The organism is Halosolutus sp. DAT137, assembly GCF_059736405.1.
The window spans coordinates 91,726-116,346 of the sequence record NZ_JCAQID010000008.1 but is presented as its reverse complement, the minus strand read 5'-3'; the positions used below and the strand labels follow the sequence as shown (position 1 = coordinate 116,346).

Sequence of the window (24,621 nt, the reverse complement as noted above, 5' to 3'; positions counted from 1 at the left end):
GATCGCACTGGTGGAAATCGTATCATGCGTGTTGAGACTCCGGGGGACCATACTGCGGTTTTATGTTCGGGATTGGAAAACCGTGGCAGTACCTTCACCACAGCCGACGGAGGCGCTGCCGATCGATCTCGAGGCGGTCTCAAGGCGATTCTCGCCACGGCCACGAACCCGCGGTCCGGCGGGTGCTCACGAACCGACAGACGATCGCGATTCAGAAGACGACCAGCCCAGCTATGAGAGGTCACAACTTCCACCGACTGTTCTCGCCGCGATCGCTTACGGTCCAGTGTATTCTCCTCTTCGTCGCGTTTTCGGTCGCGGTGGTCGTGACCGCCCGGTCGCCGGTCACCAGTTACGAACTGTCTGTCTACGGCGAAACGCCGACCGTGTTCTGGGTCGGAACGATGCCACTGCTCGTGTACGGGGCGGCGATCGCCCTGTTGCGCCGCGATCGGTTTCGGTGGATCGGCTTCCTCGGAGCGACTCTCGTCGTCTTGACGATCGTGTTGTTGCCGCTCGTCCGGGGGTACTACTTTTACGGACCCGACGACGCCCTGCTTCACCTCGGAACCATTCGGGATATCGCTAGCGGACAGCAAGATCCGCGCGGGTTTTTCTATCCGGCGCTGTTTTTACTGGCGACGTCGATCGCGTTCCTCGCGGACATCTCGCCGCGAGTGGCGCTCATGGGCGTGTCGCTGATCGCTCCGCTCGTCTGGGTCGGCTCGATTTCGCTGGTGGTCAGAGAGCTGACCGCGGACAGGAGGGCGACCATAATCGCCGCGCTCTGTGCGCTGTTTCTGGCACCGCTGAACCCGCTCAACATTATTCTTCAGCCCCATCCCTCGTCGACGGCGATCTTTTTCGCACCGGTCGTTCTGTACGCCTTCTTCCGACTCACCCGCACGGCCGCCCCTCGGGAGGTGGCCTGTTTCGGCGTCACGTTTCTCGCGCTGTACTTTTATCATCCCCAACAAGCGCTCAATTTTCTGCTGGTCATGTTCGCGTTGATCTACGTCCATCGAAAGCGCTTTCGCACCCGGTTCGGCCACCGTGGGCTTCGTCGCGTCCCGTCGCCCATTCTGTTCGCTGGCGGCGTGGCCACGACGACGCTCCTCCTCTCGACGGAACAGTTCACCGACGTCTTCAGGTTCGTCGTACAGAGCCTGGTGACCGGAACCGGGGCAGGCGGCATCGAGGGGCGAACCGGCGCGCTGGGGGCGCTCGACGTGAACCTCCCGCTGTTGCTCCTCAAATCCGGACTGAAAAACGCCGTGCTCGCGATCGGTGGTCTCCTCGCACTCGCGTTCTGGTGGCGATACCGGCGGAACGATCAGATTCCCCTGTTGATCGGCGGTGTCGTTCCGGTGCTCGGCTTCATCGCGATCTTCGGTGCCGTCAGCATGTTCAATCAACTCGTCCGATACGTCGCGGTGCTGGCCGTTATCGGGACGATTATCGGGGCGATCGGGTTTGCAAACTACCTCGAACCGCCCGGACGACAGTCGCTTCGGTCGGTCGCGATCGTCTTCCTCCTGTGTGCCGGACTGGTCGCGGCCGTCCCGATAATACACCCCGACCCGTACACCGAGCGGCCAAACGCGCACGTCCCGCAATCACACCACGACGCGTTCGAGACCCAGTTCGAACACGCCAGCGAGGACGGGCAGTTCCTCCGAATTCGATCGGCTCCGTATCGATACCACTACGCAATCTACGGAATCGAAGGTGACGACACTGACCTCCTACTCGACGAAGAGTTAGAGCCGGTTCCGGACCAGTTTGCGTTCGACGAACTCGACGAGGACGTCGATGGCCAGTATTACCTCCCCGTTACCGAGTACGACCAGCGAACCGACGCCGAACTGTACCGCGGGTTCAGATACAGCCAGGAATCGTTCGACGAACTCGACCGCGACGCCGACCTCGTGCGCCAGTACGACAACGACGGAGTCGTCTTCTATACGAACGTCGATGACTGAGCGGTAACCGCCCTGAGCGGCGATCGCTGACGGCGCGTATCCCCGTGCTAACGCACGGGGTTTTGAGCCTACACACCTCATAACGATAGCTTACCGAACGGATGTTCGGCACCATTTACTTCGCTCTCTCACGGTGTGTGGACCACCCGGATGGAGATCGTTCACCTGATCAATACGCTGGAAAACGCCGGTGCCGAGCGCTTGGTCGCTGATATCGTCTCACAGACCCCCAACGAAGACGCGTCAGTCTCGGTAATTCAACTGGGAGGTGGGGATGCGCTGCGTTCGACCGTCGAAGGCGCGGGGTGTCCCGTCGTCGATCTCGAGGGATCGCTTCGCCCGCGCGGCGTGGCTCGTCTCATCGTCGACGCCCGTCGGGCACTGTCGCGGATCGATCCCGATATCCTCCATACGCACCTGCCACTCGGTCACGTCGTCGGGCGCGTTGCGGGCACGAGCTGTGGCGTCCCCACAATCGTCTCGACGTATCACAGCATGCCGGCACACAAGGGGCGACTGAAAGTGCGTGCCGAACGGGTGACCGAGCCACTCGCCGACGTGATCGTGACGATTTCCGCGGGCGTCCGCGAAGCCTACGGCTCGCCGGCCGGCTGGCAAGTTATCTACAACGGCATCGACGTCGACGCGTTCAACGACCGCACGCACGGCGTCTCGTCGGACCTGTCGCTCCCGACCGACGGGCCGCTTCTGGTGAACGTCGGTCGGTGCGTCGACGCGAAACGACAGGTGGATCTGATCGACGCAATGCGCTACATCCGTCGCGAGCGCCCGGCAACCCACCTCGCGATCGTCGGCGGTGGGCCGCTCGAGTCCGATCTCCGCGAGGCGACGCGCGCCGCCGGACTCGACGACCACGTGACGCTTCTCGGGTACAAACCCGATCCAGCGCCGTACTACGCCGCCGCCGACGCGTTCGTCTCTGCCGCGAGCCACGAGGGACTGCCGACAACCCACCTCGAAGCCATGGCCGCGGAGTTGCCGATCGTCTCGACGGACATTCCCGGCGTTCGCGAGGTCGTCCGCGACGGCGAAACCGGGTATCTGGTTCCGCCGAAGCGGCCGTCGCTGCTCGCCGCACGCATTCTCGACGTTCTCGACGACGATCGCGGGTTCGGCGCGCGCGGTCACCGGCTGGCTCGAGCGGAGTTTACCCTCGAAAAAACGATCGCGGATCACGTGCAACTGTACCGGACGCTCTGTCAGGAGTGATTTGGAGGGTACCATGCCCGAAACGAGTCTCCTCTCCCGGTTCAAAGCGAGTCTGGCCGGCCAGATCGTCTCCGGAATCTCCGCCGGTCTCCTGACCGTTATCCTCGCCAGGATTCTTACCAACGAGGCCTACGGAACACTATTTCTCGCGCTGGCGGTCCTCTCCATATTCGAGATCGGGAGTCGGATGGGGTTTGCCAAATCCGCCGCCAGGTACGTGACGAACTACCGGAAGACCGATCCGGCGCAGCTTCGCAATATCGTTCGAATTTCGGCCAGGTACAACGCGATCGCGGCGGTCGCCGCCGTCGTCTTGCTGGTCGCGTCCGCGCCGCTCGTCGCCAAGCTCCTCGGTGAACCGGAACTGACGCCGTTCTTGCTCCTCGGTGGGGTGTACCTCGTCGCGAGCACCGCGACGTTTTACGTTCGGTTCGTCCTCCAGGGATTCGAACACATCGCCGCGAGTTCGTACATTCACGGGGGCGCGAACCTGATCATTCTCGTCGGTTCGGTCGGACTCGTCGCGCTCGGCTTCGAGGCCTTCGGTGCCTTCGCGGGGTACGTTTTCGGGTACACCGTCGCGGCCGTCGTCGCCGTCGTGTACTTCCTCTCGGTGGTGTCTGATCTGGACGTCGCGGCCTCGAACGCGGGCGATCTCAAGACGCGCATTCTGCGCTACAATCTTCCGCTCACGTTGACCGACACGGCGGATACGCTGGACAAACAGATCGACACGGTTCTCGTCGGCTTCTTCCTCGGACCCGTCGCCGTCAGCTTCTACGTCATCGCAAAGCAGATCGAACGGTTCCTCGAGATACCGGTCACGGCGCTCGGCTTTACCGTCGCCCCGTCGTACTCGTCGTCGGTTTCCGCCGGCGACACAGACGCCGCCGCGTCGCTCTATCGGATGGCCGTCGAGCGCACGTTTTTGTTGTACTTTCCGATCGCGGTCGGCCTGTGGCTGGTGGCTGACCCGATGGTTCCGCTCGTCTTCGGTGACAGCTACGAACCGGCGGTACCGGTCGTCCAGTTGTTCGCGCTGTACCTGCTCTTGCGGGCGTTCGTCTCCGTCACCGACAACGGCCTCGACTACCTGGGTCGGGCGACGGCTCGATCGGTGACGATCGCCGGGAGCGCGGTCGTCAACATCGCACTGAACGTCGCCCTGATTCCGGTGTACGGGATCGTCGGAGCCGTCCTCGCGACGCTGATCGCACAGCTGTTGTACGCCCTGGTCAACGCCTATCTCATCGCCTCCGAACTGTCGATCGACGTGTCCGCGATCGGGGCACGACTGACCGCCTTCGCCGGGCTCTCGCTGTTGATGGTCCCGCCGGTTCTCCTGATCGCCTCGCTCCTCGACGGCTGGTCGGGGCTGGCCTCGATGGTCGCCATCGGTGCGGGAACGTGGGCGATCGTCAGCTATCGGTTCGGGATGCTCACGGAACTGTACGCGGGCGCGTTCGAGTGACCGGGCGTCGGACCGATCGCGTTTACCGACCGCGGTGGTCGGAAATGACGTCGTCGTAGACCTCGAGTAACTGCTCTCCCATTCGCGCCCGTCCGAGCTCCCGGACGTGTGCCCGGCCGTTCGATCGGGTGCCCGATCGAAGCACGTCTTCGGTTCGGTCGACCAGTTCGTCGACGGAGTCACAGACGGAGGACGGATCGACCCCCCGAAGCCGCTGTTCGACGTCGCCGACGTTCCGCGAGACGATCGGGAGGGAACACGCCATCGCCTCTTTGACCGTGTTGGGTGAGCCTTCGTGGTCAGAGGTGATCAGCATCACGTCCGCGGCGTTCATGTACAGCGGCATCTCGTCGTGGGGCACGTCACAGACGACCTTGAACGAGACGGGGGCGTCGAGCCGTTCGTCGACCGCGTCGGCAACCCTCCTGGCCAGGTCGACGTTCTTTTCCTCGCGAATCGGGTCGTAGGGGAACAGGACGTTCGCCTCGTGTTCGTTCCACCCGACTCGATCGATCGCCGTGGCGCGGTCGATCGGCCTGAATTTCTCCGTGTCGACGCCGTGGGGGATGACGTAACACGCTCCGTCGAGTTCGGCGGCCATCTCGTCGCTCATCACGATCGTCGCGTCGGCGGAGCGTGCACAGCGCTTACTGATTGTCGGAAAGAGACCGGAGAGATAGCCGCCGAGGAGGTCGGATCCCCAGAACGAGATCACGATCGGCCGCTGGGGCTGGAGAAACGCGAAGGGGGCCATCAGCCCGGAGTTGACGTGGACGAGGTCGTAGTCGTTGCGCACCGTCGCTGCCAGTAGGCGGGGATACAACTTCGCGGCTTCGACGACGTAGTAGGCGAGATTGTGGCCCACCTGGGGAGACAGGCGTTTCGTGAGGAACGCGGGCATCTCGCCCCACCGCGTGTCGCTCGTCCAGTTCCCCACCGGGAGCCGCGACCAGTTCCCCACCGGGAGCCGAGACCAGTTCCACGCCCGCTCGCGCTGGGCCGCGAGTACGTCGCACGTGACCCCTCTCGACTCCAGTTCCTCGATCTGCTCGCGAAAGAAGGTCGCTTCGTCGTAGCTCACGAGCTGGAGGACGCGCAACTCCGTCGGACGCTCCTTCGATTCCTGAGGCTGAGAATTCGTTTCCATGGACGGTTTCATTCGGTTTCGGTCATTATCGCTCGCTCCGGTTCAGTGGTCATTGCTCGCTCCGGTTCAGTGGTCATCGCCGCAGTCGAGTCGGCAACTCTCGGCAGTCGCTTCCGGCGGGATACTCCGCGGCGAGGCACATAGCGGGTCCGACTGTTCCTCGCATAATACTCTCCTTTCGATTCGCTCAGGGACCACTGACGCACGTCAGTTAGCAGAATCATCGTCTTCGACGGTGGTCCACAGGTGGACGTACTTGTCCGCGTTCTCCACCGATGGCGACTCCGGGACCTCTCCACCGACGTACAGGAGCCAGACGATACGCACGTCCTCGCTCGGAACCGTCGGCTCCAGTTCGTAATCGTAGTACTCGGTCTCACCGTGTTCGAGATGGAGATCGAATCGATCGAGTTCTCGCTGGTCCTGAATCGTCATCTCGGTACCCTCGCGATCGGCGGGTTGCTCGAGGACGACGGCGGTGTAGGTCACGTCTCGGTGCTCGTTGTTCTCGACGCCGAGGACGACCGTCTCGCTGTCACCGACCGCGAACTCGGTCGGATAGCCGTCTGCGACCAGATCGCCGTCGTCGGTTTCCGTCAGGAGCGATAGCTCCGAGAACGACTCGCCCTGAGAGGTGTTCGTGACGGCGAAGCCCACGCTGGCAAACGCCAGCACCACGGCGGCGATCAGAACGATGGTCAGTGCCACGTCGAGTCGCGACCCCGATCGGACGAACGGTGAGTGAACGCTCGCCAGCCACGCTCGGTACGGCCACCGGTACCGCTCCTGTTCGGGGCGTTGCCACCGCCGAACGAGGGCGACGGCCGTCGCGCCCACGACAAATACGCTCAGTGCGGCGGTAATCGAGAGCAGGCCGAGCGATACCGACGAGATGGTCAAGGCGAGTGCGAGCAGCGGCACGATCGCAACGCTCAAACACGGCGCGAGGACGAGTCGTGCGGGACCGTCGAGTCCGAGAGAGCGACGCAGCACCCAGCTTCGATCGCCCGTTGTAGGGTCGTCGTTCGATCCGTCGGGACCCGCAGCACCCTCGGGATACAGCGCAGCGACGAACACGTAGCCGGGAACGAAGAGGACGAAGAGGAGTGCGAGGGGAAGCCGAATCAACGTCTCTCGGACGCCGAGTACGACGATTACGAGGGTGACGACGATCGTAAACACGACGACCATGGCCAGATCCAGCGGTACGTCTCGGCGGTACCGTGGCGAACGGAGCCAACTCGGGGACCGATCGGACATCTGGCCCACACAACGAGACTGGTGATTAAAACCGACCGGTACTGGTTCACGAGTAACCGAATATTACGACCCCGGGCCGCAGGCGCTTCCGCGTCACCCGACGATGGTGGCCCGGGTCACCCGGAGACGGCGGCCCGCGTCGATCGACCGTTCGAGGCCGGGCGTCCGGGACCGATCGGGCGCGGCCTTCGCGGCTGCGAAACCCGATCTTGGCCCGACCAAGGCACCCAGTACTCGCCGCAACGACCGGAACACTCTCCCGTTCAGTATCTTTGGCCCGGATATGCACCCTGCCAAGCCGATCGACCAGACGGTGCTCGTTACCGGCGGTGGCGGCTTCATCGGAGGTCACATCGCACGCGCACTCGTGCCGACTAACGACGTTCGAGTCGTGGACTCGTTTACGACTGGCTCCCGCGAGAACGTCCCGGACGAGGCCACAGTCATCGATCGAGACGTCCGCGACGCTGACGGGCTTGCCCGCGCCGTCGACGGCGTCGATCTCATCTTTCACGAAGCCGCCCTCGTGAGCGTCCAGCAGTCGATCGAGGACCCACTGATGAGCCACGAGATCAACGCCGAGGCGACCCTGTCGCTGCTCGAGGCCGCCCGCGAGCAAGACGCCCGCGTCGTCCTCGCCTCGAGTGCGGCGATCTACGGCCACCCCGATCGGGTTCCAATCGCTGAGGACGACCGGAAAACGCCGACGTCGCCGTACGGACTCGACAAACTCGTGATCGACCACTACGCGCGACAGTACCACGAGCTCTACGGGCTCGAAACCGTCGCGCTCCGGTACTTCAACGTCTTCGGGCCGGGGCAGGTCGCGGGGGACTACAGCGGCGTCATCAGCATCTTTCTCGACCAGGCGATCGAGGGCGAGCCGATCACCGTCGACGGCGACGGCTCCCAGACGCGCGATTTCGTCTCGGTCGAGGACGTCGTCGACGCGAACTTGCGCGCTGGCACGACTGACGCCGTCGGAACGGCCTACAACGTCGGGACGGGAAGCGCAGTTTCGATTCGCGAACTGGCCGAGACCGTTCGCGAGGTGACGGATTCGTCGTCGGAAATCGTCCATACTGATGCGCGGCCGGGCGATATCGATCGCTCCGAAGCCGACATCTCGCGGGCGCGGGCGCAACTCGGCTACGAGCCGACGGTCTCGCTTCGCGAGGGAGTCGAGCGGACGGCGGCGTGGTATCGAACTCGGTAATCTGGCCCCGCCAGGTCACTCAGCTGCGTCCTCGCCGCCGTCTTTCGTGCGTTCGTCGTCCGTCTCGAATGCGCCTCTCGCGGCTCGTTCAGCCCGACGACTCACGTCACGGATCGCCACGTCGGTTTCGGCCGCGACCGCCGCCACGTCGTCGTACTCCGCGCTCACGTCGTACACCCGGCCGTCGGCGTCGCTCGCGATCTTCACCGTCACCTCGTACTGTCCGCCGTCGATCTCGATCGCCACCGTCTCGAACTCGCGATTCGCGATCCAGCGGTGTGTCGCGCCGGCGTCCCGAACGCCGAGCGTCCCCGTCTCTGTTGCCAGCCGTCGAGCGAGACGCTCGCGGTCTTCGGGCTTGCAGATAACCGTGACGAGGTGACCTGGACGGGATTTCTTCATCGTCGCCGGAACGATCGAGACGTCACGCGCACCGGCCTCCGCGAGCGTCTCCTGGAGGCCACCCAGCACCTCCGGGGTCGCGTCGTCGAGGTTCGTCTCGAGGACCGCGATGTCGTCTTTCACCAGGCCCCCTCGCTCGCCGCCGTCTCCGACGAGCACGCGAAGCACGTTCGGGTGCGGGTCGAGATCGTAGCCGCCGGCACCGTATCCCGAGCCCTCGATATCGAGCGACGGGAGCGAATCGACGCCGTCGGCGTAGTGGCCGAGAATCGCCGCCCCCGTCGGCGTCAGTAGCTCCGACTCGACCGGGCCGCCACGCAGCGACCAGTCCGATCGCTGGGCGATTTCGACGACCGCGGGCGTCGGCACGGGATATTCGCCGTGACTCATGGAGACCGTTCCGCCGCCCGTCGCGATCGGCATCGTGACGATTCGATCGGGGTCGAGGTCGTCGACCAGCAACGCGGCTCCCACGATGTCCGCGATCGCGTCGTCGGCACCGACCTCGTGGAAGTGGATCTCCTCGAGCGACTCGCCGTGGACGCTCGCTTCGGCCTCCCCGAGCAGTTCGAAGATCGCGAGGGCGTCCCGCTCGATCGACGGCGCGAGGCCCATGTCCTCGACGATCTCGCAGACCTCGAGATAGCTCCGGTGGGGGCCGTGGCCCTCGGCGGGGACGTGATCGTGACTGTGGTGGTGGTCGTGATCGTGGTGGCCGTACTCGCCGTCGTGATCGTGGTGACCCTGCTCGTGGTCACCGCCGTGGTCGTGATGGCCGCCACCCTCTTCGCGATCATCGGCTCCGTCGGCGTCGGTCAACAGCACGTCGACGGTGGTCGCGGCGATCCCGCTTTTGGTCGCCTCACCGATCCGGTACTCGACGTCGAGCGCCGTCGTCACGGGTTCGAGGGCGGCGGGGTCCGCCCCTGCATCGAGCAGGGCCGCGAGGACCATGTCGCCGCTCGCCCCCATCCGTCCGTCGAACGCGATCGTTTGCATACGTATCACGGCGGGTGGAACCGGCAAAAAGCCACCCCACTCGCGCCAGGACGATCGGTCAGAATCGGCCGAAGCCGGTACATCTATGTACCTCCCTGCCGGAGTCTGATATGGTAGCATCTAGCATGGTACGATCCACCGCTAGCAAAAAGCCTATCCGACACCGAATCGGAGTCACTCACATCGCCGTCCATCCCGAAACATGAACGAAGTCCAACTGGAGGTTGCGAAGGCATACCCGAACGACTCGGGTCGTGGTATCGCCCGACTCGACCCGGACACGCTGTTGCATCTCAAGCTGAGTCCGGGCGACATCATCGAAATCGAAGGTGCAGACACCACCGCCGCAAAGGTCTGGCGGGCCGACCGGCAGGACTGGAACACGGACACCGTCCGGATCGACGGATTCACTCGACAGAACGCCGACGTGGGGATCGGTGAACGGGTGACGATCCGCAAGGCGGAAGCGACCAAAGCCGACAAGCTCACGCTCGCGCCGCCGGAAGAGGCGTCCGTCCAGTTCGGCTCCGACGCCGCCGGCATGGTCAAACGACAGATCCTCAAACGGCCGGTCGTCGGACGCGACATCGTCCCCGTCATGAGTTCGACGAACCACCCCTTCATGCGATCGCCGGGTCAGGCGATCCCGCTGATCGCCGTCGAGACCGAACCTGAAGGGGTCGTCCTCATCACCGAGGATACCGACGTCGAACTCCGCGAGGAGCCCATTTCGGGCTTCGAGAAGACCGGGGGCGGGATCACCTACGAGGACATCGGCGGGCTCCAGAACGAGATCCAGCGGGTCCGGGAGATGGTCGAACTCCCGATGAAACACCCGCAGATCTTCAAGAAACTGGGGATCGAGCCCCCCCAGGGCGTTCTCCTCCACGGGCCGCCGGGCACCGGGAAGACCCTGCTCGCGAAAGCGGTCGCCAACGAAACCTCCGCGAGTTTCTTCTCGATCGCCGGCCCGGAGATCATCTCGAAGTACTACGGCGAGTCCGAACAGCAACTTCGGGAAATCTTCGAGGACGCGAGCGAGGAGTCCCCCTCGATCATCTTCATCGACGAACTCGACTCGATCGCGCCCAAGCGTGAAGACGTAACCGGCGAGGTCGAGCGCCGCGTCGTCGCCCAGTTGCTGACGATGATGGACGGTCTCGAAGCGCGCGGCCAGGTCATCGTCATCGCCGCGACCAACCGCGTCGACAGCGTCGATCCAGCCCTCCGGCGTCCCGGCCGGTTCGATCGCGAAATCGAGATCGGCGTTCCCGACGAGGTCGGGCGCGAGGAGATACTCCAGATTCACACCCGCGGGATGCCGCTGTCGGACGACGTCAACCTCCCGCACCTGGCCGACGAGACCCACGGCTTCGTCGGTGCCGACATCGAGAGCCTGACCAAAGAGGCGGCGATGAAGGCGCTGCGACGATACCTCCCCGAGATCGATCTCGACGAGGAGGATATCCCGCCGAGCCTGATCGATCGGATGATCGTCAAGCGCAAGGACTTCCGTGGTGCACTGAACGAGGTTGAGCCCTCCGCGATGCGGGAAGTGCTGGTGGAGTTGCCCAAAATTTCCTGGGACGACGTCGGCGGGCTACGGGACGCCCAGGAACAGGTCCAGGAGTCCGTCGAGTGGCCGCTGAACAACCCCGAGCGGTTCGCCCGACTCGGGATCGATCCACCCGCCGGCGTGCTCCTCTACGGCCCACCCGGAACCGGAAAGACCCTGATGGCGAAAGCGGTCGCCAACGAGACCAACGCCAACTTCATCTCGGTGCGCGGGCCGCAACTCCTCTCGAAGTGGGTCGGCGAATCCGAGAAGGCAATCCGCCAGACCTTCCGCAAGGCGCGGCAGGTCTCTCCGACGGTGATCTTCTTCGACGAACTCGACGCCCTTGCGCCAGGCCGGGGCGGCGACACCGGCTCGAACGTCTCCGAGCGGGTTGTCAACCAGCTCCTGACCGAACTCGACGGCCTCGAGGAGATGGAGAACGTGATGGTCATCGGGGCGACGAACCGTCCGGACATGATCGACCCCGCACTCCTGCGATCGGGCCGGTTCGATCGCCTCGTCATGATTGGCGAGCCGGATATGGACGGACGCGAGCGGATTCTCGACATTCACACCCGGGACACGCCGCTTGCGGCCGACGTCAACCTGACCGAAATCGCTGAGATCACGGACGGCTACGTCGGGAGCGACCTCGAATCGATCGCGCGCGAGGCGGCGATCGAAGCGCTGCGTGAGGATCACGAGGCCGATCTCGTCGAGATGCGCCACTTCCGGAAAGCGATGGAGAACGTCCGCCCGACGATCACGGACGATATTCTCGACTACTACGAGCGGATCGAAGAGGAATTCAAGGGCGGATCGAGCGGCCCGGACCCGACCGGACGCCGGGGCAGTCGAATCGGCTTCCAGTAACGACCGGCGCGGTATCGGGATTCGAGAGCCGCTCCGTCACCGGGAACCGAGAGCCGCTCCGTTATTGGGATTTGAGACGGATGCTTGCGGGCCGTCGCAACCAGTCGATCTTTTCCTGTATTCGTCACCGCCCGTCTCGCACTGACGGTCGTGTCTCGTCGACGAGAAACGGACCGAACTGTCATCGTACGTGTCAACTAGCTCCGATCGCTCTCGAGTCAATGGCTCATTACGAGCGATCGCAGACGTCTACCACGACGCCGCTTCGGCGGGCGTCCGTCCGTGTTCGAACAACGCCATTTCGGCTTATTCGCGTGAACGCATCCCAATCCGGCGAAACAGTCGCGCCGATATATGTGACCGCGGTAAAAATCGGCATCCCGAGAACACGGTTTCATGCCGACTCCCCCATCTACACACGACCGGCGGTCGACCGGGTCGGACGAGACAGCCACGGGAACGTCTGATTCGGGAGCACTGGAGCGAACCGTTCCATCGCTGGCACCGTCGATCCGCAAAACCGGATTCTGGACGGCGATCGTCATGCCGTTTTTTCACGTGCCGCTGCTGCTCACAGGGCTGTCTTCGTCGTTCGAGACGCTGCTCTTTCTCGTCTTACTCGCCGTCAATCTCGCTGCGCTGTACGTCGGGCACGCCTACGGGTCGACGACGCAATGACTGACGGGCGTTCACGCGAATCCGTGACTCGTAGGGAGCAGCTTGTCTTTAGCCAAGCGAAAAACCGCACGGCACCGGCGGCCTATCGGAATAACGTTTCGCAAGGAATGAGGATGACTCAACTGTGCCTCTGTACAGTATGATCCTCTCTCCGGAGGAGTTTCGCCCAGCTGAACTAGCGACGATCTACCGATGCCGGTGGGATGTGGAGTTGTTGCTCCAGAAATTCAAGACACAGTAGGCATTGGACGAGTTCGACACCACGAAGAAGCACCCCGTAGGGACTACTGCAGTTAGTCACTGGTGATCGTCGGTAACGAGTTGCAATAATTCTTATCAAATTATCGCAATTACATTCCAGAAGTCGCTGTAACCTGGCGATTTATTATATCTGTATCGGATATATTTTTGTAAACATCAATCCATAACCATATTTATCCAAATACACATAAGGTTTATTAGATCACTCTATGTACTGATTTCATGGATGGAAAGTCCAAAAAGTATGCAGAGATGACCAATGGTATAACACGCCGGAGCCTACTACTTTCAGGTAGTGCTCTTGGAATGGGCGCGTTGTTCTCGGGCGGTGTAAGTGCGGGAATGGACGCGCCCGCCTACGCCTCGATCCTGTCGCCGTATTACGAATGGATCCCGAATGGTGCTCCCGACGGTGGGGACTCGCTTCGACTCTCCAACGATGGGGGAGCAACGTTACATTTCGCCCCGAGTACGCCCGACGACCTTACGATCGACTTTACATTCCGGGTTCACGACTATACAGAGGGTGAAGACGGTAGATGTGGCATAGGATATACGTTCAGCAACAAACAAAGAATCAACGTATATCGGAATTTTAGAGGGTACGTCGGCGGTTGCAGGGGCTCAGGCGGGAATTCGAGCGAGGGTACGGACTATGACGAGATTGCAACGGGAATGTATTTCGGCGGTGATACCGGCTTCTCGGGCATGAGTGTAGGTGATCAAGAATACTCCGACTTCGCCCAGTGGAACTCCGTCCGTCTTGTACTCGATGCCTCTGAAGAAACGTTCACCGTATACCTCAACGGCGAAAAGGAAAACGAAATGGGTTACTCCGGAGATGGATGGACCGGGAGACCCGAATTCAGAATCATGGGCGCCAGTTTCGGAACTGACGATACCGTCCTCGAATTCGGCCACTTCACCATCTGCCCCAAAGCAGTCCATGGAGGCTCCCTCACTGCGTTCTCCGATTGCGCTCACTACGCCCTCAACGACGGCCAGGGACGGTTACTTCGAAACGGTAGGGACGATGGTAACGATGACGACGAATGTAGCTTCGAGCCGTACCGCCAGGATACGATTGATACGAGTTTCGACCTGGATCAGAATTCAAAAAACAATCTCGGACACCCACGGAAAGCTGCGAGAGCGATCGACCACTTCGAACTCGCCTGCGAAAGCGACAGTCTTAGCCACAACACTGGCATGAAGCTCACCCAGCGGATGTTCTGGTCGACCGACCTCGTCAATTCGGGGGTCGAGGGGCTCGTCGGACGGCGTAGCTGGGAGGATGGGGAGATACTCGACGACGATGATCCGCAACTCGAGGGAGAGGCACCGACGAACCTCATTCAAAACTTCATCGATACGCTTGCGGAGCTTATCGACCTGGTCAGCCTCATTCAGGGCGTGATCAGCGGGACACTCAAGGCCGGCGCACGGTTTGTCGGTCAACACTACAGAGACAGGCTGGAGGAACTGTACGACAGGCTGAAAGATAGCCTCCGGAACGTTCGGTGGCTCAGAGAACTCGGTGCCGATATCGACTACTGGGTCGATGAAGGTAGAAAAGAGGTAGAGGATTTCGTCAAGAAACGATTTGAGGGACGAGCCGATAACTCAGCCGAGTGGTACGAAGAACAGTTCAACCTCTCTGACATGGCAAAAGGTCAACTTCGAAACGTGCTCGTCGACAATTTCGAGAAATCCGACTTCGATCAAAATGACGAGACATGGGAGACCTGGATGACCATACGTGAAAATGAGGACGAGGAGAGGGCGATAGACACGGCCCAAATACTGACGCCGGGGTTCGGGGATCTGACGTACTTTTCGATCGAAAAAATGAAACTCAAAGACGGAGAACCACAGATCACGTCAGCATACGACCAGAACGCTGCCAGCGCGGCGCATCTCAGCGGACTCACCTCGATCAATAATAGTCGATATGCCGCGGAGGTACTTTTCGATGAGTCCCTGCAGGTCGACAGCGATAATGTGGCCAGCCAGGTCATCCAGTGGATCGAGGATGCCGCTGAGTGGCTTAGTGAGACGATCCCTGAGGAAGTTCTGACCCACTTCGATTGGGTGAATAATCGGATGGAACAGATCGAAGCACTTGTCGAATTAACGACCACTGCCCTCGAAAAAGTATACCTGATCCTCGAATCAGTCGGTATGACAGTGGGCTTCGGTGCGCTGTTAAACATCTCTACAGAAACGGAAGACGCAACGGCAGACGTTCTTACGGTGTAAGTATCAATGCCACTCACAGAATCCACGTTCGAGACGCTGTTCGACGATCTAGAATCACAACTCGAGGCGAACGATTACGAGGCGGTCGATTCGACGATCGACGCCTACATTGACCACTGGGACCAATCTCGTAGCGAAGAGGACTCACTCGAGGATCAACTTCGCAATTCCACGACTGGGACCCAACACGACGTTCTCACTGATGAGGCGGTCACCGAGTTCGGTACACTCGCGATGGAGAAACGACTCCTCCGTCGAAGGCTTTACGCCAAGTTGGTTTCGTACTCGATAAATCCAACCGAAGACAAAGCGACAGACATTCTCGACTTCCTGTCGGACATCCGTGACACTGAGTCGGCATACGCAGCGAGTCTCGAATCGACCAGAACGGAGTTCTCGGCTGGAACCACTCCGGAACTCACCGCGGCACTCACCGAGACACCACCGGCGAACGTTCCGTATATCCATCAGTGGCTCCCCGAGGAGGATACGTTCACCGAAGTGGAAATTGTTATTCGCAACGACTCTGCAGAGGACTTCGAAAACGTCGGCATCTACAACACGATGCGAGGATTCAGTCCGTACTCAGGGTCCATGGAAGAATACGAAAGTTGGCCCTCGATCCATCCCGACGACGCCGTTATCGACGTGATCCCCGCCGGTGAAACCATCACGCGTCGCGTCCGGTTTCGAGCCTTGCCCAGAGATAACTTTGACACGCTCTTTTTTATTCCGTACGGAAACGACAGTGCCGATCTGTGGAGCAGTGAGCTACCGGAGATCGGTGATCGCGTCAATCTCTGGATTGACTCCGTCGCTCGAAAGAAGCAGTTCTTCTTCACGGAGTTGTACGAAACGATCGATCGCAACCGGTTCGTCCTCGAAATCGACCCGCTCGCATCGGCGTTCCAACCGCTGTTGGATCTCGTCGACGTTGATACGTTCGCCGATCCGATCGATCCGACGGACTGGTCGGTCGACGAGCAGATGCACAACGAGTGGCTGATCGACGTCCACGAACGGCTCGCTGGTATCGAAGCGGCGCTTCCCGAGTTCGAGGCGGCGGTCGAGTCGTTCGATGGGGACGATCACGACGTTCCGTTAATTATGGAGCGATTGATCGAACAGTTCCCCGACAACATCGCACAGAGCGTCGAGCACGCGACCGCTGCCTGGGACGATCAGGAGGAGGCGCTCATGAACTACAACGTAACGGCCGACGACTTCGCCGGCGTGAAAGTCGGCGAGACGCTCACCGTCGAAAACGACGGCGAGTGGTACTCGCGACTCAAACTCGAAGACGAAGACGGTGATCTCGTCGGGAAGATGCCGCCGATTCTGCCGGGAACGAACACCATCGAACTCGAATCAGCAGCGTCGGTTGCACACGTGTATATTTTTGATGGGGACTGGGTGGAACTCGACCTCACTGAACGCGTCGATCCGTCTGCGATTACGGTATACCTCGATGGCGAGGACGTTGTCGTCGAAAATGGGATGGAACAGGACGCAACACTCCTGTTCGGCTCTGACGGCAGACTCGACGGGACCGAGGTGACCGCAGCACCCGGCACGAACAGCTACCAGGCGGACGCGGACGAGGTCGTCTCCGAACTCTCAATCTGGGACCCGATCGAGGAAGCGTGGCTCACCGTCGAGCTCCTTGCAGTCGACGCGAACGCGATCGACGGCGCGGTCGAAGATGGGGCGTTCATCGTGACGAACGACACCGACGACGAGGTCCAGATCGCCTTCGGGTCCGACGGCGCACTCGACGGGACGATCGATGCGGCCGACTCCGGAACGACAGCGTTCGAACTCGAAGACGGAGAGACCGTCGAGGAGTTGCTCGTGTGGGACCCCGATAGCTGGGAGTGGGTCCCGAGCGCGTACGACTCCGGTGCGAGCGAACCCGAAGCCGATCCAACGTCGGTCTTCGTCAACTTCCAGCCGCCGGTCGCGGGGATGAACGCCGAAACCCCCGACGGCTACCTCGCCGACGTTGGTCGCGAGTACGGCAATCACGACGGTGAGATCGACTACGGGTGGATCGGCGGCCCGGTCGAAGAGTATCGCGAACGCGGATCCGACGACGACGTTCGCTACGATACGCTCGCGCACATGAATCACCCGAACCATGATGCGATAGACGCCGAAGCGGAAGTCTGGGCGATCGACGTCCCCAACGGGACGTACGACATGAAGCTCGTGATGGGCGATCCCGACTACAACAATTCGGATAACAGCGTCGTCGTCGAGAACACGACGTTCGTCGACCAGGAGGGATCGGGCGGGTCGAACTTTACCATGCACCGGGGAACCGTCGAAGTCACCGACGGGCAGCTTCAGATCGAACCGACGGACGACGCAATCAATCAGAAGCTCACGTTCCTCGAACTCGTTCCCAAGGATGAGGTCGAGAGCGAACCTGGACTGATCGACCGCTTCGAGTACCCGGCCGGCGGTCTTGACGATCGCTATTATGTCTACTACCCAGACGAGCTCTATGGGGATCCAACGTACCATCACGATATCACGTACGATCGCCTCGTAATGGGCGACAGCACCCGGCTGTACGCCGCACCGGGGCTGACCGGCCACGATCTGAACTATTACCCCAAACCTGGTGACCGAATCAGTACGACGGTCTTGCTCGGCGACGAGGATGTCGTCGCCATATTCAACTTTGGCGTCGATCGCGACGATCCGCTCCGTGGGTATAGGGCCACACTCGATCCGACGAGTCAACATCCAAGCAGCGACGCGACCGTTCAGTTCTACAGCTATACCGGTGATGGGGACTATTCAAACCTCGAAGAACGCAAGATCGATCTGGACGGCGAGACGGAGTACGAGTTCGTCGTCGACTGGACCGATACCGCGGTGCAGCTACGATTGTTCGAGGCGGACGGAACCGAACTCACCGAGACGCCGCTCGAAATCGAGACGGTCGATGAATTCGACGAGTACCGAGGCGTTGCGTTCCAGACTCACTATCTCGACGATACCGCGGTCGGAGAGACGACGTGGCGGGACGCGATCGCGGCGATCGGTGCTGGCGACAACTCGTAGCGTCTCGCGAACACACCGTTTCGCGTTCGTCGCCTCCCACGTCCACATCGCCCCGAACTCGTCTCGCTATCGATCGGCGGCAAGCCGACGATCGTCTGTGTCACGACGACGGTTGGTGTCAGCCGATACGCCGCCGGGAGCGCACGTGCGAACCGTAGGGTAACACGTTTTGCGAGTCTCTCTCTCAGTCGCTCGACTGGCGGCGGGAGGCCGCTCGGAGTTCATCACGAAGCGCCCGACGTTTGACCAGGACGAATCCGACGGCGATGAGGCCGAATCCGACGAGCGTCGTCGTGTCGACGACCTCGCCAAGATAGAGGAAGCCGACGATGGCCGTAAAGACCGGCGCGACGTACGAGACCATGTTGATCTCGACGGCCCCGAGTCGCTCGAGCAGGTCGAAGTACAGTAGGAAGCCGATCGCGCTCGCGACCACGGCGAGATAGCCGAGTGCGCCGATCGCCTCCGGGTGGGTCCAGGTGGCCGGTTCGATCGGTTCACCGAGACCGAGGCTCACGAGGTGCATGAGTAACGCGCCGCCAAGCATCGACCAGGCTTCCATCGTTTCGATCGGGAGCGACGCGTCGATGCGTCGCGTGAGAACGCTCCCGAGGGCGAACGAGGCAGCCGCACAGAATACGAGGGCCTTCGCGACGACGTCGGTCGCCAGTAGATTCGACGGATCGGGCTGGGCGATCACGGCCACACCGATCAGTCCGATGATGACGCCGACGATACCGACGGCCGAGAGGGCGTCGCTTGGGACCAGCGCCCGTGCGAACCCGGTGGTCAGGACCGGCGAGAGGCTCACGAGGATCGCCGCTGCAGCGGCGGTCGTGTTCTGTTGGCCGACGAACAGGAACGCGTGATACGCTGCGATCAGGAACACGGCACCGACGGTGACGACGGCCCACTCGCTGCGACCGCGGGGCTGCCAGTCGTCCGTGACGTGGACGGCGTACCCGAGCATGAGTAGCCCCGCGATATCGTATCGGAGCGCTGCGAACAACACCGGTGGATAGTGCTCGAGACCCGCGCTGATCGCGACGAACGCCGTCCCCCACAGGGCAGCAAGTGTCAGAAAGAGGGCGATATTTCGGTACCGGCTCACACCGGTGATCGTCGGAGACGGGGCCTATGTATTTCGATTCGTGACTGTCGGCGGACGAAGCCACCAGAATCGATCGCACGGCCGACCAGCGGCGTACTACCGTAACGAAACGCGATCGACTTCCGCCCAGAAGCGGCTTACAGCGGCGGGAGCTGACGGATTTCCAGTCTGTCCTCCGTCTGTCTGAACTGGTCTAACAGGCCTCTGATGTCGTCGAACCCCTCCGCGAGGACGACGTCACCGCTTCGGAGGTCGTACTCGACGATATCGTGATCTGCGAGTCGCGGGAGGTGGTTGTGGACCATCGAGACGTACAGTCGCTGCTCGTGCTCCGTCTCGATCCTCCCGGGTGGGAGATCCAGTTTCCACGCGGCGATCTGTTCGAGGAGGTCCTCGAGGTTCGCAGTCTCGGCTTCAGCCAGTTGGTAAAGCAGAAATCGGCGCTCCGACTCCGCGAGTAGCGAGCATGCGGCTTCCATGCGCGAGGCCCTGGTCTGGCTCATACTCGGTCCGAGGCCGGCCCACGTAATACACACGTCGCCTAAAGAGATTGGTCGTCGATCGAAGGGATCGCACCGACCCGATCGAAACCGACAGACGGCACGGTCGTTCGATCGACGCGAGCGTAATCGGCTATCGTACCACGATGTAGCATGCTACGGCCGTCAGAACAGTTAAGTTTTGGAATGTCCAACTGTGATTCATGGCCGCTCACGGCCGACCCGCCTTGCGGGACCTGTTCGACGAGTCACCGACGCCCCACATTGCCCACCCTCCTCGCACCCACCATCGTGACTTCTACGTCGCTACCGATGGGTCTTTCCGCGAATCCGGTGGTGGGCTGGGTGCGGTTATCGAAACGCGAGACGGCACCCGCGTCGCCCGCGTCGCGACGACGGATACGCCGCCGGACAACAACGTCGCCGAGTATCGGGCGTTGCACCTCGGACTCGACGTCCTCGCGGCTCGAACACCCCGTGAGGCAAGCGTCGGCATACTCGTCGATCACGACGCCCTCGCTAGCAACGTCAACAACACCGTTCTCGCGGCGAGTCATCCGGATCGGACCCCGCCACGCCCGATTTCGGTCCCCGCTGCGACCCGGTATCACTGGCGGGGCATCCAGGCACGGCTCAGTTCGTTCGACGAGATCCGTGCCGCCCGGATCGACAGCGACCAGAACCCCGCACACCCGCTGGCCAACGCGCCGACCCAGTATCGACACGTCAACCGCGAACCGGACCGCTGTGTCCTGCCGGAACCCCCCGAGCCGACCGGAACGACGGAGTTCCCGCCGCCGTCTCGCGCGGATCGTAACGGCGGCCGCGGGCAGGCGTCCGACTAGTGACGCCCTGCCGTCGTCTGATTCGCGTTCCTTGACACCCGACGGAAATCGATCGCCGTTCGAAACCCCGCCCGGATCGAGCGGAACCGCTACCGTTATTTCGTCGCTCACGAGAGTCGTGTTCGATGAGCCTCCGCGTCGCCGTCGCCGCCCCGTTCGCCCAGAACGGTACCCGACGCCTCCGGGAAAACGAGTTCGTCGTCGCGCTATCGCTCGATCGCGACTGGTTTTCCCCCGATCAGTCACAGCGGCTGATCGACATCGCAACCCGCGAATCGCTGCTCGTCCGCGACGGTGGCGAACTCGAACTCGCGTTCGATCCGACGGCGGTATCGATCCCGGACGACTTCGTCCCCGACAACGACATTCTGCAGGAACGATCGGCCTTCGAGCAGGTTCTCGACGCCCTCGTCGCGGATGGCGTCGAAAAGCAGGTCGCCGTCGGCTCGATTAACACGCTCCAGCGCGAACTCGGTCTCACGATCGAAGCCGCTGCCGTCGTCTACGCCCACCGGGAGGGCATCGACGTGGACGATGTCGCCCCGATCGCTCGATCGGCGCTGACCGACGACCAATAAGTAAGTAATGGGGCAGACGCTGATCTGCTGTCCGCTGGGGCCGCGATCGGCGCTGATCGAAGGCATTAGGGACTGGTGTGTCGATCGATCAGTATGGTCGAGCAACGGATCACCGACGGGCGTCGGATCGCAGAACTGCTCGCGTCGGAACTCGACGGGCGCAACGACGGTGTTCTCGGTCGCGTCGCCGTCGTGAACGCCGATCGGGACGTCGAACCAACCCCAGACGGGTCGCGAGCGTACGACGTAACGGGTATCCGCGGCGACGGGGACGAAGACGGCGCGCGCCTCGCACGCGCGTTCGTCCACGACAATCGGTTACGTCTCGAATTCAGTAGTGGACAGGACGCAGCGATCGACGCAGCCGAAGCCGCCGGTCTCCGCGTCAGGCCAAAAGCGACGGAACCTCCGAGCGTGCTCGTCTTCGTCGAGAGCGGTGCCGAAGTCAAGCGAGCCTCCGACGTCGTCCAGTCGGCGGTCCGATCGATCGTCGATCGATCGTAAAGATGCCATCACTGGGTCGCAGGCGCACTCGTGTGGGGGGTGCAGTCGAATAGCAGTGACCGAATACAGTGACCGAAATCCGAGGCGGTGTCGCTACTCGTCTCGAAGCACCTCCGCGATCGATTCGAGTTGTGCTTTCCTGAACGGACGCGCCGCATTCTCGGATGCGTCATCCAGGCCGTCGATCGTTCGGAGAATTTCCGCACGCATCTCGGGTGTCGGCGGCAGTTGATTCCGATCGGTATCGTCACCGACGGCATCACAGATCGCGGCCAGGGCTTCTTTCGTAAACGCGGTCGATTCAATTCGTTCGTGCCTTCCTACGGCCAGTCGGATTTCGTTTCGGAGTTCGTCGACGGTCTGTGTCATACGAAGTGAAACGGACGGCGGTACCGAGTGCGTTGTGGTCCCACGTCGCCCATCCGTCTCGACTTCAGAGGGCGGTCGGTCGCCGGAAGCGAGGGGAGACCGTCAAGTCGGTGTGTCGATCGAGTCGAGCGCCCGCGGGACCGCCGTCGCGACGTCGCCCTGTTCGACGTGGGCGATCGCACGCGGGTCCGGGTCGGGACCGTCGGGCTGGAGGACCTGAATCGCCTGGAGACCGGCGTTGGTCGCGCCGTAGATGTCCGCTTCGACTTCGTCACCAACGTAGATCGCGTCTCCGGGATCGACCGCCAGGTCCGCGACGATCGCTTCGAACGCACGCCGGTCGGGTTTGCCGGCCTCGAGTTCGCCGGTGACGAGCGCGGCGTCGAAAGCGTCTTCCCATCCGAGCGTCGCCAGTTTGTCCCGTTGTGCGACGACGGGTCCGTTGGTCAACAGACCGACGCGATACTCCTCGCGAAGACGATCGAGCATTCCCTCGACGCCGGGAAGCGGTTCGATCGCGGCCGCGATCGACTCGCGGTAGGCTCGCGCGACGGCGGCCGGGTCGACGTCGCTGTCTCGGTCGGCAAGCAACGCCGCGAAGATCGGTTCTCTCGTCTCACGGGTGAGGTGCTGGCGGTGGGCCGCGAGGTACTCGCCCCGAGAGAGGTCGGGTGCGTCGGCGGCGTCCGTGGCTTCCGAGAGGATCGTCGCTCGATCTCGTCGGGGAACGGCGAGGGTGTAATCGAGGTCGAAGACGATCGCCCGTGGCATACTCCACAAAGGGGTCTCGAAGCGTTTGAAGCTACCTCTTCTGACCGGCTCGCAGAGCGGGCGGAGAACGAACGGCTACTGCGGGCGGAGCAAGAGCGACGTACTCCGACGAACCCTCCACATCGCCGGTAACGCGGTAGAACAGCCCCCTCTCTCATACGGATCAGTGTCATCAATTACCGCAGATCGGCCAAGACGGTTCGCCGTTCGGCGGTACCGACGGTCACTAATCCGTATCAGTCGTCGGTCGGCCGGGCCGCTCCGTCGGTCCTGCTCTCGAGGAACGGGACGACGGTCGATTCGATCCTGTCCGAGTACTGCATGAGCGTCGTGCCGAGAATGCTCATGAACAGTACGTAACCGACGGCGAAGGCGTAGACGGTCTCGGCGGTCCCTTCAGCGAGACCGGTTCCCGCCCCCGCGAGGGCGATACTGGCGATGATCAGCGAGAACTCGCCTCGAGTGGTCATGCCGAGACCGACTCGAACGGAGCGGCGCTCGTTGAGATCGTAGATGCGACCGCCGAGGTAGCCGCTGACGAGTTTCGAGGGGGTCGTCAGGAGAACCGCGAGCGCGATGATCCCGATGACGCCCAGGAATAGCATCGGATCGGTTATCAGGCCGATCCAGAAGAAAAACACCGCCGCGAACGTGTCCCGAAGCGGTTCGAGCAGGCTTTCGAGATCGTGGACGTGATCCGTAGAAGAGAATGCCATTCCGACGAAGAACGCCGCAACGGCTTCGCTGACGCCCAGAGAGAGCGCGGCACCGGAGATGAGGATCGTGATCCCGAGTGCCCGGAGCACAATAAACTCGTGGGAGTCGGTTTCGAGGCTCCGCTGGAACCACGTCGTCCCGAGGTAGACGAGCACGAGCAGTGCGAGGATGAACCCGATCGCGATCCCGATCTGGCCCGCTGCCTCGCTCACGTCGCCGCCGCCCAGGACCAGCGCCGAGGCGATCGCCAGGTAGACGGCGATAAAGAGGTCCTCGTAGACGAGCGTTCCGAGCATCGGGTTCGCTTCGTCGTTTGCGATCCAGCCGAGGTCGATCAGCGACTTCGTGATGATCGCACTCGAGGAGATGTAAACGATGCCGGCGGTGAGAAACGCCGGGAGGAACGAGCCAAAGATAACCCAGCCGAGGATGAGCCCGATCCCGAAATTAATCACGAGATCGACCGTGCCGGCCTTCCCGATCCGCTCTTTAGCCGCGATGAGCCGATCGAGATTGAACTCGAGCCCGAGGAAAAACAACAGAAGGACGATTCCGAGTTCGGCCCCCAGGTAGATGAAATCGGTTTCGAGAAGGGTGAGTTCGGTCCCGTGGGGGACGAGGTCGGTTCCCAGAAGGGCCGGGAAATCGATCCGTCCGAGGACGTACTCGCCAAGTATCATCCCGACGAGAATGTAGAACGGAATCACCGACTGGTTGATCCGTTTGGCAAGCAACCCGGCGAGTGCAACGGCGGCAAACAGAACACCAACGTCTATGAGTGCGGTCGATTCAGCTGTCACTTCCGCTCACCCCCAGCC

At 62.0% G+C, this 24,621-nt stretch carries 19 protein-coding genes; 11 read left to right on the top strand and 8 right to left on the bottom strand.

The window, feature by feature from the left end:
• The first annotated feature begins 233 nt into the window (after nt 1-233).
• The 3 genes from AC6I6L_RS13725 to AC6I6L_RS13715 all read left to right on the top strand — a co-directional run bounded on the left by AC6I6L_RS13725 (nt 234) and on the right by AC6I6L_RS13715 (nt 4,683).
• Entirely contained in the window at nt 234-1,982 is a 1,749-nt protein-coding gene (locus tag AC6I6L_RS13725; RefSeq protein WP_497918332.1) for a hypothetical protein, read from the top strand.
• A 150-nt stretch (nt 1,983-2,132) separates the two neighbouring features.
• Entirely contained in the window at nt 2,133-3,212 is a 1,080-nt protein-coding gene (locus tag AC6I6L_RS13720) for a glycosyltransferase (RefSeq protein WP_497918331.1), read from the top strand.
• Between the two features lie 13 nt (nt 3,213-3,225).
• Nucleotides 3,226-4,683, top strand: coding sequence for a flippase (locus AC6I6L_RS13715; RefSeq protein WP_497918330.1), 1,458 nt, complete (start codon nt 3,226-3,228; stop codon nt 4,681-4,683).
• A 22-nt stretch (nt 4,684-4,705) separates the two neighbouring features.
• On the opposite strand, the gene AC6I6L_RS13710 is transcribed toward AC6I6L_RS13715, so the two are convergent.
• Nucleotides 4,706-5,830: a glycosyltransferase gene (locus AC6I6L_RS13710; protein ID WP_497918329.1), complete on the bottom strand. Its 1,125-nt coding sequence runs from the start codon at nt 5,828-5,830 to the stop codon at nt 4,706-4,708.
• A gap of 207 nt (nt 5,831-6,037) precedes the next feature.
• On the bottom strand, nt 6,038-7,090 hold the full coding sequence (locus AC6I6L_RS13705) for a DUF1616 domain-containing protein (protein ID WP_497918328.1): 1,053 nt from the start codon (nt 7,088-7,090) through the stop codon (nt 6,038-6,040).
• A 283-nt stretch (nt 7,091-7,373) separates the two neighbouring features.
• Here AC6I6L_RS13705 and AC6I6L_RS13700 point away from each other — a divergent pair, with 283 nt between their 5' ends.
• Nucleotides 7,374-8,306 (top strand): NAD-dependent epimerase/dehydratase family protein, encoded by a 933-nt coding sequence (locus AC6I6L_RS13700; protein ID WP_497918327.1) that lies wholly within the window; start codon nt 7,374-7,376, stop codon nt 8,304-8,306.
• A gap of 15 nt (nt 8,307-8,321) precedes the next feature.
• On the opposite strand, the gene larC is transcribed toward AC6I6L_RS13700, so the two are convergent.
• Nucleotides 8,322-9,707 carry a nickel pincer cofactor biosynthesis protein LarC gene (gene larC, locus AC6I6L_RS13695; RefSeq protein ID WP_497918326.1) on the bottom strand — a complete coding sequence of 462 codons (1,386 nt, stop codon included), beginning with the start codon at nt 9,705-9,707 and terminating at the stop codon, nt 8,322-8,324.
• A gap of 202 nt (nt 9,708-9,909) precedes the next feature.
• Here larC and AC6I6L_RS13690 point away from each other — a divergent pair, with 202 nt between their 5' ends.
• The 4 genes from AC6I6L_RS13690 to AC6I6L_RS13675 all read left to right on the top strand — a co-directional run bounded on the left by AC6I6L_RS13690 (nt 9,910) and on the right by AC6I6L_RS13675 (nt 18,408).
• Nucleotides 9,910-12,138: a CDC48 family AAA ATPase gene (locus AC6I6L_RS13690; protein ID WP_497918325.1), complete on the top strand. Its 2,229-nt coding sequence runs from the start codon at nt 9,910-9,912 to the stop codon at nt 12,136-12,138.
• A gap of 396 nt (nt 12,139-12,534) precedes the next feature.
• Nucleotides 12,535-12,816, top strand: coding sequence for a DUF8028 family protein (locus tag AC6I6L_RS13685; RefSeq protein ID WP_497918324.1), 282 nt, complete (start codon nt 12,535-12,537; stop codon nt 12,814-12,816).
• A gap of 483 nt (nt 12,817-13,299) precedes the next feature.
• Nucleotides 13,300-15,336 carry a hypothetical protein gene (locus AC6I6L_RS13680; protein WP_497918323.1) on the top strand — a complete coding sequence of 679 codons (2,037 nt, stop codon included), beginning with the start codon at nt 13,300-13,302 and terminating at the stop codon, nt 15,334-15,336.
• A 6-nt stretch (nt 15,337-15,342) separates the two neighbouring features.
• Complete coding sequence (locus AC6I6L_RS13675; RefSeq protein WP_497918322.1) at nt 15,343-18,408, top strand: hypothetical protein; 3,066 nt, start codon at nt 15,343-15,345, stop codon at nt 18,406-18,408.
• 184 nt (nt 18,409-18,592) lie between these two features.
• Here AC6I6L_RS13675 and AC6I6L_RS13670 read toward each other — a convergent pair whose 3' ends face one another.
• On the bottom strand, nt 18,593-19,519 hold the full coding sequence (locus AC6I6L_RS13670; protein ID WP_497918321.1) for a DMT family transporter: 927 nt from the start codon (nt 19,517-19,519) through the stop codon (nt 18,593-18,595).
• Between the two features lie 137 nt (nt 19,520-19,656).
• Nucleotides 19,657-20,022: a DUF7344 domain-containing protein gene (locus AC6I6L_RS13665; RefSeq protein WP_497918320.1), complete on the bottom strand. Its 366-nt coding sequence runs from the start codon at nt 20,020-20,022 to the stop codon at nt 19,657-19,659.
• Between the two features lie 200 nt (nt 20,023-20,222).
• Between AC6I6L_RS13665 and AC6I6L_RS13660 the strand changes: the two genes are divergently transcribed.
• The 3 genes from AC6I6L_RS13660 (at nt 20,223) to AC6I6L_RS13650 (ending at nt 21,946) form a co-directional block, all read left to right on the top strand.
• Nucleotides 20,223-20,864 carry a ribonuclease H family protein gene (locus AC6I6L_RS13660; RefSeq protein ID WP_497918319.1) on the top strand — a complete coding sequence of 214 codons (642 nt, stop codon included), beginning with the start codon at nt 20,223-20,225 and terminating at the stop codon, nt 20,862-20,864.
• 125 nt (nt 20,865-20,989) lie between these two features.
• On the top strand, nt 20,990-21,442 hold the full coding sequence (locus AC6I6L_RS13655) for a DUF2240 family protein (RefSeq protein WP_497918318.1): 453 nt from the start codon (nt 20,990-20,992) through the stop codon (nt 21,440-21,442).
• Between the two features lie 93 nt (nt 21,443-21,535).
• Nucleotides 21,536-21,946 (top strand): DUF7993 family protein, encoded by a 411-nt coding sequence (locus tag AC6I6L_RS13650; RefSeq protein ID WP_497918317.1) that lies wholly within the window; start codon nt 21,536-21,538, stop codon nt 21,944-21,946.
• 93 nt (nt 21,947-22,039) lie between these two features.
• Here AC6I6L_RS13650 and AC6I6L_RS13645 read toward each other — a convergent pair whose 3' ends face one another.
• The 3 genes from AC6I6L_RS13645 to AC6I6L_RS13635 all read right to left on the bottom strand — a co-directional run bounded on the left by AC6I6L_RS13645 (nt 22,040) and on the right by AC6I6L_RS13635 (nt 24,603).
• Nucleotides 22,040-22,315, bottom strand: coding sequence for a hypothetical protein (locus tag AC6I6L_RS13645; RefSeq protein WP_497918316.1), 276 nt, complete (start codon nt 22,313-22,315; stop codon nt 22,040-22,042).
• A gap of 102 nt (nt 22,316-22,417) precedes the next feature.
• Nucleotides 22,418-23,086, bottom strand: coding sequence for an HAD family hydrolase (locus AC6I6L_RS13640; protein WP_497918315.1), 669 nt, complete (start codon nt 23,084-23,086; stop codon nt 22,418-22,420).
• A 236-nt stretch (nt 23,087-23,322) separates the two neighbouring features.
• Nucleotides 23,323-24,603: a cation:proton antiporter gene (locus AC6I6L_RS13635; protein ID WP_497918314.1), complete on the bottom strand. Its 1,281-nt coding sequence runs from the start codon at nt 24,601-24,603 to the stop codon at nt 23,323-23,325.
• Between the last annotated feature and the right edge of the window lie 18 nt (nt 24,604-24,621).

Bases quoted from the DNA above. Each gene is read 5' to 3' on its own strand.
- AC6I6L_RS13640 (WP_497918315.1), bottom strand. From the start codon at position 23,086: ATGCCACGGGCGATCGTCTTCGACCTCGATTACACCCTCGCCGTTCCC.
- AC6I6L_RS13715 (WP_497918330.1), top strand. From the start codon at position 3,226: ATGCCCGAAACGAGTCTCCTCTCCCGGTTCAAAGCGAGTCTGGCCGGC.
- AC6I6L_RS13650 (WP_497918317.1), top strand. From the start codon at position 21,536: ATGGTCGAGCAACGGATCACCGACGGGCGTCGGATCGCAGAACTGCTC.
- AC6I6L_RS13710 (WP_497918329.1), bottom strand. From the start codon at position 5,830: ATGGAAACGAATTCTCAGCCTCAGGAATCGAAGGAGCGTCCGACGGAG.
- AC6I6L_RS13660 (WP_497918319.1), top strand. From the start codon at position 20,223: ATGGCCGCTCACGGCCGACCCGCCTTGCGGGACCTGTTCGACGAGTCA.
- AC6I6L_RS13675 (WP_497918322.1), top strand. From the start codon at position 15,343: ATGCCACTCACAGAATCCACGTTCGAGACGCTGTTCGACGATCTAGAA.
- AC6I6L_RS13725 (WP_497918332.1), top strand. From the start codon at position 234: ATGAGAGGTCACAACTTCCACCGACTGTTCTCGCCGCGATCGCTTACG.
- AC6I6L_RS13680 (WP_497918323.1), top strand. From the start codon at position 13,300: ATGGATGGAAAGTCCAAAAAGTATGCAGAGATGACCAATGGTATAACA.
- AC6I6L_RS13690 (WP_497918325.1), top strand. From the start codon at position 9,910: ATGAACGAAGTCCAACTGGAGGTTGCGAAGGCATACCCGAACGACTCG.
- larC (WP_497918326.1), bottom strand. From the start codon at position 9,707: ATGCAAACGATCGCGTTCGACGGACGGATGGGGGCGAGCGGCGACATG.
- AC6I6L_RS13705 (WP_497918328.1), bottom strand. From the start codon at position 7,090: ATGTCCGATCGGTCCCCGAGTTGGCTCCGTTCGCCACGGTACCGCCGA.
- AC6I6L_RS13700 (WP_497918327.1), top strand. From the start codon at position 7,374: ATGCACCCTGCCAAGCCGATCGACCAGACGGTGCTCGTTACCGGCGGT.
- AC6I6L_RS13685 (WP_497918324.1), top strand. From the start codon at position 12,535: ATGCCGACTCCCCCATCTACACACGACCGGCGGTCGACCGGGTCGGAC.
- AC6I6L_RS13665 (WP_497918320.1), bottom strand. From the start codon at position 20,022: ATGAGCCAGACCAGGGCCTCGCGCATGGAAGCCGCATGCTCGCTACTC.
- AC6I6L_RS13655 (WP_497918318.1), top strand. From the start codon at position 20,990: ATGAGCCTCCGCGTCGCCGTCGCCGCCCCGTTCGCCCAGAACGGTACC.
- AC6I6L_RS13645 (WP_497918316.1), bottom strand. From the start codon at position 22,315: ATGACACAGACCGTCGACGAACTCCGAAACGAAATCCGACTGGCCGTA.
- AC6I6L_RS13720 (WP_497918331.1), top strand. From the start codon at position 2,133: ATGGAGATCGTTCACCTGATCAATACGCTGGAAAACGCCGGTGCCGAG.